Below are 14,405 nucleotides of genomic sequence, written 5' to 3' on the forward strand. Positions count from 1 at the left end.
CGGGACGTGACGGCGCTCGCGACGGCGGTCAGCGCGAGGACCGCGACGCCCGCGTTGACGTAGCCCTGGGTCTCGTCGGACGTGTAGGTGGCGCCGTCGCGGGTCTCGCAGACGATACGGAGGGGGACGTAGTCGACCGAGTGGCCGACGGCCGGGCGGTCCGCGTGGCAGGAGCGCAACGGTGCGGAGCCCGTGCCGCCGTCCTCCGCGTCCAGGAGCACGAGCGTGGTGACGAACGCGCCCCACGCGTACAGGGCGAGCGCCCGGGTCCCTACGGGCAGACGTTCGGGGACTGGCTGCGGGACTGTGGTGCCACGGTGTACGACCTCGCCGTGCCGTTCCACACGGCGGTGACCGCCGGGCAGATCCGGGGCCCCGGACCCCATGGGACCGACACGCTCGGCTGGATGAACCCGCTGCGCTTGCGCCGCCACCGTGTCATGCTCCCCACATGACCCCCACCGACACCGCTCCCCAGGCCCTCCCGGACGGGCGCCCCATCCCCCAGATGACGGGGGACGAGCGGGCCATGCTCGAGAGCTGGCTGGCGTATCACCGGGGCACGCTGGAGTTGAAGTGCCAGGGGCTGGACGATGCGCAGGTGCGGCTCGCCTCGGCGGAGCCGTCGGCGTTGACGTTGCTCGGGCTGGCGCAGCACCTGGCCGAGATCGAGCGGAACTGGGTGCAGCGGGTCGTCGGGGGGCTCGATGTGCCGCCGGTCTTTGACGAGGAGACCGGGTATGCGCTCGATCCCGCGCGGGGGCTCGACGAGGTGCTTGCCGTCTGGCGGGGGGAGATCGCGCGCGGGCGGGAGATTCTCGCCGGTCAGTCGCTCGATGACGTGGGGCGGATCGCCCGCGGGCCGTTCGCGGGGGTGGAGGTCAGTGTGCGGTGGGTGCTCATTCACATGATCGAGGAGTACGCCCGGCACAACGGGCACGCGGACATCTTGCGGGAGCGCATCGACGGAGTTACCGGAGCCTGAATTCGGCGAAATTCAGGAATCCTTTTCCAGGGTAGCTTCCCGTATTCTTCTGCCCGCTTTCCCTGGACCTAAACACAAAGATTCCGCGACACCAAACGGAGTAATTCGGTCAGGTCTCGCGAGAGTTACGCATCTGTGACGCGTTCCACACCGCGTCCGGTTTGCCGGGTAATTACCGTACAAAACGGGAGCTTTCGCGGGCCCCACGGCCCTTCACCCAGCCCGCGCGATAACACAGGCAGCGCCCATACGTAACCCCTCACCGCCATGCATTTTTGAATTTCCCTCGGTAAGTTCAATTCGCATGACTGCCGCACAAGCAGAACTGCAAATCGATCGTCCGGCGGTGGCCGACGGAGCCGCACTGTGGCGGATCGCCAGAGACTCACAGGCCCTCGACCTCAACTCGTCGTACAGCTATCTGCTGTGGTGCCGCGACTTCGCCGGCACGTCGGCCGTCGCGCGGGACGAGCGCGGCGAGCCGGTCGGATTCGTCACCGGGTACCTGCGGCCCGACCGTCCGCGCACCCTGCTCGTCTGGCAGGTGGCGGTGGACACCGCCCACCGCGGTCGTGGGATCGCCGCCGCGCTGGTCGACGGGCTGGTCGCGCGGGCCGTCGCCGAGCACGGCGTCACCGGTGTCGAGACCACCATCACCCCGGGCAACACCGCCTCCGAGCGGCTGTTCACCTCGTTCGCCGAGCGGCACGGCGCCCGGCTGGAACGCGAGGTGCTGTTCGGCACGGAGCAGTTCCCGGACGGGCCGCACGACCCCGAGGTCCTCTACCGCATCGGGCCCCTGAGCCCGTCGGCCTCGCAGTCCCACTGACCGACCCCCCATGCCACCGAGGAGCGATTCGTCGTGACCATCACCCAGCCCGACCTCAGCGTCTTCGAGACCCTCGAGTCCGAAGTGCGCAGCTACTGCCGCGGCTGGCCCACCGTCTTCGACCGCGCGGTCGGCAGCCGCATGTACGACGAGGACGGCCACGAGTACCTCGACTTCTTCGCCGGAGCGGGCTCGCTCAACTACGGCCACAACAACGCCGTGCTGAAACGGGCGCTGATCGACTACCTGGAGCGGGACGGCGTCACGCACGGGCTCGACATGTCGACCACCGCCAAACGCGGTTTCCTGCAGGCCTTCCAGGACATCGTCCTCAGGCCGCGCGACCTGCCCTACAAGGTCATGTTCCCGGGTCCGACCGGCACCAACGCCGTGGAGTCCGCGCTGAAGCTGGCGCGGAAGGTGAAGGGGCGCGAGGCGATCGTGTCGTTCACCAACGCCTTCCACGGCATGTCGCTGGGCTCGCTCGCCGTGACCGGCAACGCCTTCAAGCGGGCCGGGGCGGGCATCCCGCTCGTGCACGGCACGCCGATGCCGTTCGACAACTACTTCGACGGCCAAGTCCCGGACTTCCTGTGGTTCGAGCGGATCCTGGAGGACCAGGGCTCCGGCCTGAACAAGCCGGCCGCCGTGATCGTGGAGACCGTGCAGGGCGAGGGCGGCATCAACGTCGCCCGGCCCGATTGGCTGCGTGCCCTGGCCGAGCTGTGCGAGCGGCAGGACATGCTGCTGATCGTCGACGACATCCAGATGGGCTGCGGCCGTACCGGCGCCTTCTTCTCCTTCGAGGAGGCCGGGATCGCCCCGGACATCGTCACCGTGTCCAAGTCGATCAGCGGCTACGGCCTGCCGATGTCGCTGTGCCTGTTCAAGCCCGAGCTGGACATCTGGGAGCCGGGCGAGCACAACGGCACCTTCCGCGGCAACAACCCCGCCTTCGTCACCGCCACCGCCGCCCTGGAGGCCTACTGGGCCGACGGGCCGGCGATGGAGAAGCAGACCCGCAAGCGCGGCGAGCAGGTCGATCAGGGGCTCATCGCGATCTGCGAGGAGAACCCCGCCGACGTGAAGGAGTACCGGGGCCGGGGCCTGGTGTGGGGCATGGAGTTCCACGACAAGCCCCGCGCCGGCCGGGTCGCGCAGCGGGCCTTCGAGCTCGGGCTGCTGATCGAGACGTCCGGCCCCGAGAGCGAGGTCGTCAAGCTGCTCCCGGCGCTGACCATCACCCCCGACGAACTGGACGAGGGACTGAAGACCCTCGCCCGGGCCGTCCGCGAGACCGCCTGACCCGCAGGGTCGGGACCACCCATCTAGGAGGCATCGCAGCACCGTGATTGTCCGTTCGTTCAAGGAGATCGAAGGAACCGACCGGCACGTCAAATCGGCGTCCGGCACGTGGGAGAGCAAACGCATCATCCTCGCCAAGGAGAGGGTCGGCTTCTCCCTGCACGAGACGACCCTGTACGCGGGTACCGAGACATCGATGTGGTATGCCAACCATGTCGAGGCCGTCGTGTGCGTCGAGGGCGAGGCGGAGCTCACCGACCATGAGACCGGGAAGATCCACACGATCACTCCCGGCACCATGTACCTCCTGGACGGGCACGAGCGGCACACGCTGCGGGTGAAGGAGGACTTCCGCTGCCTCTGCGTGTTCAACCCCCCCGTGACCGGCCGTGAGGACCACGACGAGAACGGGGTCTACCCGCTGCTCACCGAACCCGAGGAGGTGTGATTCATGACCACGACCGTCACCGATCTCTACCCCAGCCGCGGCGCCACCGAGGTGTCCACCCCCCGGCAGGACCCGGTCGTCTGGGGCGCCCCCGACGCGCCCGGACCGATCACGCCGGACGGCCTCCAGGCGTTTGAGCGCGACGGCTTCCTGGCCATCGACCAGCTCATCACCGACGACGAGGTGACCGTCTACCGGCAGGAGCTGGAGCGGCTCGTCACGGACCCGGACATCCGCGCCGACGAACGCTCGATCATCGAGCCGAAGTCCAAGGAGATCCGGTCCGTCTTCGAGGTCCACAAGATCAGCGGGGTGTTCGCGAACCTCGTGCGCGACGAGCGCGTGGTGGGGCGGGCACGGCAGATCCTCGGCTCGGACGTGTACGTCCACCAGTCGCGGATCAACGTCAAGCCGGGCTTCGGGGCCAGTGGCTTCTACTGGCACTCGGACTTCGAGACCTGGCACGCCGAGGACGGGCTGCCCCGGATGCGTACGGTGTCCGTCTCGATCGCGCTGACCGAGAACTACGACACCAACGGCGGGCTCATGATCATGCCGGGGTCGCACAAGACGTTCCTCGGGTGCGCGGGGGCCACGCCGAAGGACAACTACAAGATGTCCTTGCAGATGCAGGACGCGGGCACGCCCTCCGACGAGGCGCTGACCGCGCTGGCCTCCGAGTACGGCATCAAGCTGTTCACCGGCAAGGCCGGGTCGGCGACCTGGTTCGACTGCAACTGCATGCACGGCTCCGGGGACAACATCACGCCGTTCCCGCGCAGCAACGTGTTCATCGTGTTCAACAGCGTGGAGAACCAGGCGGTGGAGCCGTTCGCGGCGCCGGTGCGGCGGCCGGAGTTCATCGGGGCGCGGGACTTCACCCCGGTGCGGTGACGTTGCACCCCGGCTGACCAGGCAAAAGACAGCCGCGGGTCGGGTCCGCGACGTGCCGGAGGAGCACGCTTCCTCCGGCACGCGGCCCGGCTCTGCAACGCCCGTAAAGCAGTCGGACCCGCCTCCGCCCGAGGGCGTGCGGGTCCGACTGCTTACGGCTGTCACCGGCGTTCTGCGGCTGTCCACGGGCCATCCGCAGTGCGTGCCGCCGCCGAGGAACCCGGTGACGTACCCGCCCCGCAGCGGGTCCGACTTGCCTATCCGCGGCACGTGCCGCTGCTACGTCTCGCCGAACTCGTCGGCGATGCGGAAGCCGGCGATGCCGAGCCGGTCGTCGGCCGCGAACAGGTCCTGGACGCGGCGCAGCACATCGGCGTCGACCAGCAGACCGTCGTCATCGAGCTCGACGACGACGTCGATGTCCCCGAACTCCCGCAGCCGGGCGAGGGCCGCGTTCCGCCCGCCGGGGCGGCCGAGGTTCTCGTCGAGCTCGATCGGGGTGACCTCGCCGGGCAGTGACAGCCGCCGGGCGAACTCGGGCAGCCGTTGCCGACGATCACGATCCGCTCGGGCGGCACGTCGTGCTTGGCCACGGACTCCAGCAGCGCGTCGGCCTCGGCGGGCCGGTTGCCCATGGTCACCACGCGACGGCGATCCTCGGTGGCGCCATGTCCTCACCCCGATCCCGTCCTTCCGCATGGCGTGGGCGAGGTCACCGACGAGCCCGGGCGCCTGGGCGACCGGTTCGGCGCACTCCCGGTAGAAGGCGACGGTGACGTCCGCCCGGCGCGGGCCACCGGGGGCGACGTCGCAGTCGTCGGGCAGCCCCGGGATGTTCCACCGCGGCGGAGCGTGACGGAGCCGCACCCGGTGCCCCGCCCTGACCCCGATCTTCCTCGCGAGCAGCGCACCGGCGTACCCGCCGCCCGTCCTGCCCGAGTCGCCCACGTCACCAGCGTCCCGCCGATGACGACAGGCACGCCGATCCCATCCGACTTGTCCGACTCTTTTGCGGCGCGCACGCTTGGACTGTGAGTCACCTCACGAGTCCGAATTGAGCAAGGATGGCCACTTACGATCAGACCCGTGGTCACAACGGGTGGTCAGTCAATGCCGCGACAGCCACCATCAGCCTGGGGGGCATCGTCACGGGGTGGAGCGAGGGTGCCCAGCTCCTGCTGGGTTACCGCGCCCCGGAGGTCGTGGGACGCGCCGCGGCCGACCTTCTCTTCGCTCAGGAGCCCCCCGAAGCGGCCGGGCTCGCGCTGGTCGCCTCACGGGAGTGGAGCGGCACCGCACTGCTCCGGCACCGGGACGGCCGACGCGTCGAGCTGACCCTGCATGCCCATCCGTCGCTGGGCGGCGACGGTGCGGCCCAGGGGTTCGTCGTGACCGCCACGACGGCTCCCGCCGAGTCGGAGTACGACCGCAGGATGGTGGAATGGGCATTCGCCCAGTCCTCGATTCCGCAGTCCACCTACACCGCCGCGTCACGCTCATGGCTGCTGAACGCGGCGGCGGAAGCGGACGTACAGGAGCGCACGGGCCCGGGCGGGGCAGCGCGGCCGGACGGGGCTCCCTCGGTGCCGTCCCCGGCCCCCCTGGGGGAGGCCGGCGCCGACGAAGGGTTCCTGCGGTGCGTTCGCCGGGTCGCCGAAGAGGCCGGGCCGATGCGCTACGAACGCGTCGGCCCGGCTCCGCCCGCCGCCTCCGCCGGGCAGCGCGCCTGGATCACCGAACTGTGGCCCGTGCGGGATCCCGCCACCCGCGAGGTGGTCGGCGTCGGCACCGCGACGTTCGACAGCAGCGAGCAGCACTCGGCGCGTCGGCGACTGGCCCTGCTGAACGAGGCGGGCACCCGCATCGGCACCACGCTGAACGTGACGCGCACCGCCCGGGAACTCGCCGATCTGGCCGTTCCGCGGCTCGCCGACTTCGTCAGCGTGGACCTGCTCGACTCCGTGACGCGCGGGGAGGAACCGGTCTCCGGGCCGGTCGACGCGGCCGTGGTACTGCGCCGGGTCGCGCACCAGTCCTCCGCCGACGGGGTGCCCGAGGCCGCCGTCGACCTGGGCGCGATCGACACCTACCCCCCGTTCTCACCCCCCGCCCGCTCCCTGGCCGGTGGACACCCCGTGCTCAGCGGCACGGACGATCCCGACTTCGCGCGGTGGATCGCCGAGAGCGAGACGCGAAGCGCCCGCGTCCGGCAGTACGGCTTCCACTCGGTCATGGCCGCCCCCCTGCGGGCCCGGGGCGTCACGCTCGGAGTGGCCGTCTTCGCCCGCACCGCCGGCTCCGCTCCCTTCCAGCGGGACGACCTGATCCTCGCCGAGGAACTCGCCGGCCGGGCGGCCGTCGGCATCGACAACGCCCGCCGCTACACCCGCGAGCGGACCAACGCCCTCACCCTCCAGCGCAGTCTGCTGCCGCGCGATCTGCCCAAGCAGGCGGCCGTCGAGGTGGCGTACCGCTATCTGCCGGCCGGGACGGGCGCAGGGGTGGGCGGCGACTGGTTCGACGTCATCCCCTTGTCGGGCACCCGCGTGGCCCTGGTCGTCGGTGACGTGGTCGGACACGGCATCCACGCCTCGGCCACCATGGGACGGCTGCGCACCGCGGTGCGCACCCTCGCCGACGTCGACCTGCCGCCGGACGAACTCCTCACCCACCTCGACGACCTGGTCATCCACCTCACCTCCGACGACGACGCCGCGGTCCGCGACGAGCCGTACGCCGGCGAGATCGGCGCGACCTGCCTGTACGCCGTCTACGACCCGGTGTCCCGCGTCTGCACCCTCGCCAGCGCCGGCCACGTCCCGCCCGCCCTCCTGCTGCCCGACGGCACGGTCAGCGTGGTCCGGCTCACCCCCGGCCCGTTGCTGGGCGTCGGCGGCCTGCCCTTCGAGCCCACCGAGCTGGAGCTGCCCGAGGGAAGCCTGCTGGCCTTCTACACCGACGGCCTGGTCGAGGCCCGCGACCACGACGTCAACCTCGGCCTCGAACGGCTCTGCGAAGCCCTGGCCTCCCCCGTTCCCTCGCTGGAGGTCACCTGCGACGCCGTCCTCAAGGCCCTGCTGCCCGACAGCCCCGCCGACGACGTGGCCCTGCTCCTCGCCCGCTCCCGGGCCCTGCACACCGACCAGGTGGCCGCCTGGACCCTGCCGGCCGACCCCGCGATCGTGGCCGACGCCCGCGCCCAGACCGCCCGCCAGCTGGCGGCCTGGGGACTGCAGGAGGCGGGGTTCGTCACCGAACTGGTGGTGAGCGAGCTGGTCACCAACGCCATCCGCTACGGCGCCGTACCGATAGGGCTGCGGCTGATCCGGGACCGGACCCTGATCTGCGAGGTGTCCGACGCCAGCAGCACCGCCCCCCACCTGCGCCGCGCCCGCACCTACGACGAGGGCGGACGAGGGCTGCACATGGTCGCCCAGCTCACCCAGGGCTGGGGCACCCGCCAGACCCCGACCGGCAAGACCATCTGGGCCGAGCAATCCCTCCCGGTCGGCTGACCATGACCGAGCGAACGGGCGACGCCGCGACCGCACCCACCGAGACGGGAACGCACACGCTCGGGCTGCTCTATCCGCCGGCCGGCCGCGACCGGGACTACACCTCGATGCAGCTCGCCTTCGTCGGCTCGGTGGCCGAGTTCGCCGCCCGGTACGGCTACGACGTGCTGCTCTCTCCCGCCGGCACGCGCGACGACCCCTCGTTTCGGCGCATGGTCGGCGAGCGGCGGGTGGACGGCGTGATCGTCATGGAGATCCGGCGCGAGGACGACCGCATCGAGCATCTCGCCGAGGCGGGTTTCCCGTTCGTCGCCATCGGCCGTAACCACGGGACCTGCGACGCCGGCTGGGTCGATCTGGACTTCGCCGGTCTGGCGAGCGGCTGCGTCCGGCACCTCGCCGACCTCGGGCACCGCAGGATCGCCTTCGTCAACCGGTCGGAGCAGCTGTTCAACAGCGGATACGGCTTCGCCCGGCTCGGACACGAGGGCTACACCGAGACGATGGCGGAGCTGGGCCTTCCACCGCGCGCGTACCTGTGCGGCGACGACCTCGCATCGGGTGAGACGGTCGTGGAACACATTCTGCGCGACGACCCGGCCACCACCTCCCTGGTCACCATGAACGAGGCGGCCCTGGAAGGCGTCTACCGCGGGCTGACGCGGCACGGCCGCAGCGTGCCGCGCGACTTCTCGGTCGTCGGCGTGGCGGCCAGCCCCTGGGCCGAGCAGGTGAACCCGCCGCTCACCGCCGCCGAGATCCCCGCCAAGGAGATGAGCCGGCTCGCCGTCGAGCTGATGATGGAGCGACTGCGTCCCCCCGGCTCGGCTCCCCGGCACGTCCTGCTGAAGCCTCTGATCACGCTGCGTGCCAGCACCGGTCCCCGCCCCGCGGTGCCCGGCTCCGAATCGGAAACCCAATTCCCAGATTTCGGCATAGATTTCTGATAAGTCAGATTCTACGCCTTGTGGATACGTCACATTCCGCGTCTTCGATCACCGACCCCCGGGAGCTGAGCATGTCGTATCCCGTCGACCGCCGTGGCTTCCTGCGTACCGCGGGCGCGGGAGCGGCCGCCCTCACCCTCGGCGGTGCCGTGGCCTCCTGCGGCTCCGGCTCGACGGGCGGCACGTCCGAGACGGTCACCCTCACCTGGTGGGACTACTTCACCCTGGACAACTTCCAGCCTGGGATGAACCGCCTCATCAAGGACATCGAGGCCGACGTCCCGAACGTCAGGATCGAGCGGCGGACCTTCCCGTTCGCGGACCTCGACCGGCAGATCACCCTGGGCGCGATCTCAGGCGACCTGCCGGACATCGCCATCGTCGACAACGTCGCCATGAACACCCTGGGCGGCAGCGACCTGCTGGCCGACCTCACCGACCGCGTCAAGGAGTGGGGCCAGGCCGACCAGTACTACAAAGGCCCCTGGGACGGCTGCCAGGTCGGCGGGAAGACCCTGGGCATCCCCAACAACAGCAACTGCCTCGCCCTCTACTACAACACCCGAGTGCTCGAGTCCGCCGGCGTGGCACCCCCCACCACCTGGGACGAGCTGGCCTCCGCCGCCGAGCGGCTGACCACCGGGGACCGGTTCAGCCTGGCGCTGAGCGCGATCAAGACCGAGGAGGGGATGTTCCAGTTCCTGCCGTTCCTGTGGCAGGCGGGCGGCGACCTCGACACCTTCGCCACCGACGGCGCGACGGCGCTGTCCTTCCTCGACGACCTGATCGCCAAGGGCTCCCTGTCCGAGCAGTGCGTGGGCTGGACCCAGCAGGACGTCAACACGCGGTTCCTCGACCAGCGCGCGGCCCTGCAGATCAACGGCCCCTGGCAGATCCCCACGCTCAAGCAGGCGGACTTCGAGTGGAACGTGGTGGCCCTGCCCCGCGGCAAGGCGGCCGCCACCTGCCTGGGCGGGGAGAACTGGGTCCTGATGGCCGACAGCGAGCATCTCGACAAGGCGTGGGAGGTCCTGGAGTACACCCAGCGTCCGTCGGCCCTGGTGCCGTACCTGGTGTCCTTCGGCAACCTCCCCGCGCGCAAGGACATGGGCGACAAGGGCACGTGGGCGTCCGATCCGGCCCTGCGGCTCTTCCTCAGCCAACTGCCCCTCGCCCGCCCTCGCCGGTACGGACCGCGCTACGCCGACGCCTCGCAGGCCGTCGTCGAGGCGGAACAGGCCGTGTTCACCGGTTCAGCGTCGCCCTCCACGGCGGCGAGGACCGCCGCCGGAAAGATCGACAAGGCGCTGGGCGGGCGATGACGGCGCGCGATCGCACCGCGCCGAAAGACCCGTGGGGCCCACGGCGCCGGTGGGGCCGGCCCTCCCCGTCCGCGCGACTGCGGCGCGCGGCCTACCTGTTCTGCCTCCCGGGGATGACCTTCCTCGCCCTCTTCCTGGCCTACCCGCTGTTCTACAACGTCTGGACGTCCCTCCACGACGTGAGACTGAGCGCCCTGCTCGGCGGGGACCAGCCGTTCAACGGCCTCCACAACTACCGCGTCACGGTCGCCGACCCCTCCTTCTGGCACTCCGTGCGCCTCTCGGTGGTCTTCACCCTGGGGTCACTGGTGCTGCAGTTCACCATCGGCTTCGCCCTGGCGCTGCTCTTCGCCCGGCCGTTCCCGCTGAACGGCCTGCTGCGGTCCCTGCTGCTGGTGGCCTGGCTGCTTCCCCCCGTGATCAGCGGCACGCTCTTCCGCTGGCTGCTGAACGCGGAGTCCGGCGCCTACAACGCCCTGCTGAGTGCGGTGGGCCTGGGCGCCCTGTCCCACGACTGGCTCACCGACCCGTCCACGTCCATGGCGGGAGTGGTCTTCGCCAACGTCTGGGTCGGCGTGCCCTTCAACATGCTGCTGCTCCTCGTGGGGCTGCACACCATCGACCCGGAACTCCACGAGGCGGCCGCCATCGACGGCGCCGACGCCTGGCGGCGCTTCCGCCGGATCACCCTTCCGCTGATGCGTCCCGTCTCGGTGACCGTGCTGCTCCTCGGCCTCGTCTACACCTTCAAGGTCTTCGACATCGTCTTCGTCATGACGGGCGGCGGCCCCGTCGACGCCACCCGCGTGCTGTCCCTCTACGTCTACGAGGTCTTCTTCAGGTTCTTCCGGTTCGGGCAGGGGGCGGCCGCGGGCCTGCTGCTGCTCGCCGTACCGCTCCTCGTCGGCGGCTCCTACGTCTGGCGCCTGCGCCGCGAGGAAGCGACCGGGGGTGCCGTGTGAAACCGCCGCGCCATCCCTGGCTGCTGACCGCGACCGCCGCGGTCCTCACCGCGGCCTTCCTGCTGCCGGTGTACTGGATGGCCAAGACCAGCCTCACGTCGCCGGACCGCATTCTGACCGCGTCCCCGCAGTGGGTGCCCGCACCGCTCACCGGGGAGAACTACCGTACGGCGCTGGGCTACGGAGGACTGTCCCGGGCCCTGCTCAACAGCGCGGTGATCTCCTGCGGTGTGGTGGCGCTCACCCTGCTGCTGGGCGTCCCGCTCGCCTACGCCCTCGCCCGGGTTTGGATGCGCGGCTCGGGCACGATGGTGCTCGCCCTGCTCCTCGCCCAGCTGCCGCCCGCCATCACGCTGGCGGCGCCGCTGTTCATCCTCGAACGCCGGGCCGGTCTCGACGACACCTACCTGGGCCTGATCGCGGCCGACACGACGCTCACTCTGCCTTTCATGGTGATCGTCCTGCGTCCCGTGCTGCGCGGCGTCCCACGCGAACTGGAGGAGGCCGCCCTGGTCGACGGCTGCGGACTGCCCGGCGTGCTGCTGCGCGTCGTCCTGCCGCTCATGGTGCCGGGCATCGTCGCCGCGGCCGGGCTGTCCTTCCTGATCGGATGGGGTGAGTTCCTCTTCGGTCTCACCCTCGCCGAGGGACCCGACGTGCAGCCCGTCACCGTCCTGCTCAACGCCTTCATCGGCCAGCACGGCACCTCGTGGGGAGCCCTGATGGCCACCGCCACCCTCATCAGCCTTCCGGTGGTGTGCGTCTTCGCTCTCTTCCAACGGTTCATCGTCGGCGGGCTGACCGCCGGCAGCATGAGGGGTTGAACATGTCACTGCATCCCCGTGACCGGGCGGCCTACGTCGCACCGCCCCCGCCCCTGACTCCCGCCGGTCCCGTCGATCCGGTGGTCACCGCGTACGTCGCGGAGGCCGGCGCACACGGCGTGAGCCTGAACGTCCGCACAGCCCGCGGACGCACGGGCACGCTCCGGCTGTGCCCCGCGACGGGCAGTGCCGCACGGATCACCCTGCGGATGTCCGACGTACTGACCTCGCCACGGATCTCCGTCGTCAACGAGTCAGTACACGGCTGCACCGTGGAGCGGTCCCCCGGCACGGTCACCCTGCGCCTCGAAGCCCTGCGGGTCGAGATCCGCCTCTCCCCCTTCACCATGTCGCTGACCGACCGCCACGGCCGGACAGTGCGTCAGGCCACCGACGTGCGCGACCCGGACGACCACCTGACCGTGCTCCCGTTCGGCGTGACCGAACTCGCGGACGGCCGCCTCGCCCACCACGACAGCTGGATCGCCGAACCCGACGAGCACTTTTACGGCCTCGGTGAACGCTTCACCGGCCTCGACCTGCGCGGGCAGCGAGTCCAGTGCTGGGTCCAGGACGCCCTCGGCTCCACCGGCACCCGCTCCTACAAGGCCGTGCCCTTCCTGCTCTCCAGCCGGGGATACGCCGTGCTGGTGGACACCACCACGCCGGCGTCCTTCGACCTCGCCCACCACAACACCGGCGCGTGGACGGTGATCGTCCCCGACGAGGAACTCGACTACTACCTGATCACCGGCACCCCCGGCGAGTGCCTCGCCGCCTACCGCGACCTCACAGGCCCCGCCCTGCTGCCGCCCAAGTGGGCCTTCGGCCCCTGGATCTCCGGCGGCTTCCGCCGGGACAGCGCCGAAGAGGTGCGCGACCGCGCTCGCCGCATCCGCGAACACCGCTTCCCCTGCGATGTCCTGCACATCGACACCTACTGGCAGCCGCACGGCTCCTGGTCCGACATGCGCTGGGACACCGAGGCGTTCCCCGACCCGCGGGGGCTGGTGGAGGACCTGGCCGCGGAGGGACTCCACGTCTCGCTCTGGATGAACCCGTACATCGGTGTCGACAGCCCGTACTTCACCGAGGTGAAGCGCAACGGCTGGTTCCTGCGCACCCGCACGGGCACCGACACCGACTCCGCCTCCGGCGACACGTGGGTCGGCCGGCTCTGGGGCGACGCGCATCCGGAGACGGCGCTCCTGGATCTCACCCACCCGGGCGCCGTCGACTGGTTCCGCGGGCGCATCCGCGAGGCGCTCGCCAGTGGCGCGTCCGTGCTGAAGACCGACTTCGGCGAGGCGGTCCCCGCGGATGCCGTCGCCCACAACGGCATGACCGGCGACCGCCTTCACAACCTCTACCCCCTCCTCTACAACGACCTGGTCGCCGAGGTGACCCGGGAGGTCACCGCGAGCCACGGCCTGACCTGGGGGCGCTCCACCTGGACCGGCGGTCAGCGACACGGCGCCAAATGGACCGGCGACCCCAGAGCCAGCTGGCAGGACCTGGCCTCCACGCTCCGCGCCGGCCTCTCCCTCTCCCTCTCCGGCCACCCCTTCTGGAGCCACGACATCGGCGGCTTCCACGGCACTCCGGACGCCGAACTCTTTGTACGCTGGGCCCAGTTCGGCCTGCTGTCGCCACTCAGCCGGTTCCACGGCACGACCTCCCGGCTGCCCTGGGACTTCGGCGAGGAGGCGTACGCGGCCGTGTTGCACGCGGCCCGCCTGCGGATGAGTTTGCTGCCGTACCTGTACGCGGCCGCCGTAGAGGCGGTCCGCACCGGCGAACCCCTCGCCCGCCCGATGCCCCTGGACCATCCGGACCGCCCGGACTCCCATGCCGCGGACCTCCAGTACCTGCTGGGCCCCGGCCTGCTGGTCGCCCCGCTGTACGCGCCGGGAGGCCGGCGGCAGGTCTGGTTCCCGCCCGGCGAGTGGCTGCCGTATCAGGGCGGTGCCCCGGTCACCGGCCCCTGCTGGCACTCGGTCGACCTCCTCCTGCCCACGGCCCCGCTCTGGCTGCGTGCGGGCAGCCTCCTGCTCACCACCGCCCCCGCCGACCGCGCGGGCAGCGCCCCCTTCGGGGAGGTGACCGCCGTCTGGGTCCGGCCTCGGGCTACGCCCTCCCGCACGGCCCGAAGCGTCCTGTACGACGAGGACGGCACCCGAACCGTCATCACCGCGCACCGGCCCCACGACGACCACCTGACCCTCCGCACCGAGGGCCGCGGCCTCCGACTCCACGTCGCCGCCCCGGGCCGTCGGCACGCCCTTGCGACGGCCGAGGTGGACGGCGTACCGACCGATGTGGACGCGTGGCCGGGCGCGGACTGGTGACGGCGAAGGGCCGGAAAGTGTCCGAC

General features: G+C 70.8%; 11 protein-coding genes and 2 pseudogenes. 12 read left to right on the plus strand and 1 reads right to left on the minus strand.

Features of this window, described 5'->3' with window-relative positions:
* Positions 1-65: 65 nt before the first annotated feature.
* From H8R17_RS49285 to thpD, 6 genes and pseudogenes are all read left to right on the plus strand, one after another.
* Positions 66-371, plus strand: a pseudogene (locus H8R17_RS49285) (hypothetical protein); the annotation flags it as partial.
* Between the two features lie 80 nt (positions 372-451).
* Positions 452-985: a DinB family protein gene (locus tag H8R17_RS18910; protein ID WP_187824383.1), complete on the plus strand. Its 534-nt coding sequence runs from the start codon at positions 452-454 to the stop codon at positions 983-985.
* Between the two features lie 304 nt (positions 986-1,289).
* Positions 1,290-1,814, plus strand: a complete 525-nt coding sequence (ectA, locus tag H8R17_RS18915) for a diaminobutyrate acetyltransferase (RefSeq protein ID WP_187824384.1) — start codon at positions 1,290-1,292, stop codon at positions 1,812-1,814.
* A 33-nt stretch (positions 1,815-1,847) separates the two neighbouring features.
* Positions 1,848-3,119 carry a diaminobutyrate--2-oxoglutarate transaminase gene (gene ectB, locus H8R17_RS18920; RefSeq protein WP_187824385.1) on the plus strand — a complete coding sequence of 424 codons (1,272 nt, stop codon included), beginning with the start codon at positions 1,848-1,850 and terminating at the stop codon, positions 3,117-3,119.
* Between the two features lie 43 nt (positions 3,120-3,162).
* Positions 3,163-3,567 (plus strand): ectoine synthase, encoded by a 405-nt coding sequence (locus tag H8R17_RS18925; protein ID WP_187824386.1) that lies wholly within the window; start codon positions 3,163-3,165, stop codon positions 3,565-3,567.
* 3 nt (positions 3,568-3,570) lie between these two features.
* Positions 3,571-4,461, plus strand: a complete 891-nt coding sequence (gene thpD, locus H8R17_RS18930) for an ectoine hydroxylase (protein WP_187824387.1) — start codon at positions 3,571-3,573, stop codon at positions 4,459-4,461.
* Between the two features lie 204 nt (positions 4,462-4,665).
* Here thpD and H8R17_RS18935 read toward each other — a convergent pair.
* Positions 4,666-5,131, minus strand: a pseudogene (locus H8R17_RS18935) (glycosyltransferase family 2 protein); the annotation flags it as partial.
* Between the two features lie 394 nt (positions 5,132-5,525).
* On the opposite strand from H8R17_RS18935, the gene H8R17_RS18945 reads away from it, so the two are divergent.
* The 6 genes from H8R17_RS18945 (at position 5,526) to H8R17_RS18970 (ending at position 14,379) form a co-directional block, all read left to right on the plus strand.
* Positions 5,526-7,976 carry a SpoIIE family protein phosphatase gene (locus tag H8R17_RS18945; RefSeq protein WP_187824388.1) on the plus strand — a complete coding sequence of 817 codons (2,451 nt, stop codon included), beginning with the start codon at positions 5,526-5,528 and terminating at the stop codon, positions 7,974-7,976.
* A gap of 2 nt (positions 7,977-7,978) precedes the next feature.
* Complete coding sequence (locus H8R17_RS18950; protein ID WP_187824389.1) at positions 7,979-8,923, plus strand: LacI family DNA-binding transcriptional regulator; 945 nt, start codon at positions 7,979-7,981, stop codon at positions 8,921-8,923.
* Between the two features lie 71 nt (positions 8,924-8,994).
* Positions 8,995-10,245, plus strand: a complete 1,251-nt coding sequence (locus H8R17_RS18955) for a sugar ABC transporter substrate-binding protein (protein WP_187824390.1) — start codon at positions 8,995-8,997, stop codon at positions 10,243-10,245.
* On the plus strand, positions 10,242-11,207 hold the full coding sequence (locus H8R17_RS18960; protein ID WP_187824391.1) for a carbohydrate ABC transporter permease: 966 nt from the start codon (positions 10,242-10,244) through the stop codon (positions 11,205-11,207). The genes H8R17_RS18955 and H8R17_RS18960 overlap by 4 nt, the downstream gene beginning before the upstream one ends.
* Positions 11,204-12,031, plus strand: a complete 828-nt coding sequence (locus H8R17_RS18965) for a carbohydrate ABC transporter permease (RefSeq protein WP_187824392.1) — start codon at positions 11,204-11,206, stop codon at positions 12,029-12,031. Before H8R17_RS18960 ends, H8R17_RS18965 begins: the two co-directional genes overlap by 4 nt.
* Before the next feature lie 2 nt (positions 12,032-12,033).
* Positions 12,034-14,379, plus strand: coding sequence for an alpha-xylosidase (locus tag H8R17_RS18970; protein WP_187824393.1), 2,346 nt, complete (start codon positions 12,034-12,036; stop codon positions 14,377-14,379).
* Positions 14,380-14,405 lie beyond the last annotated feature (26 nt).

Source organism: Streptomyces sp. TRM68367 (assembly GCF_014495685.1).
Taxonomy (GTDB): domain Bacteria; phylum Actinomycetota; class Actinomycetes; order Streptomycetales; family Streptomycetaceae; genus Streptomyces.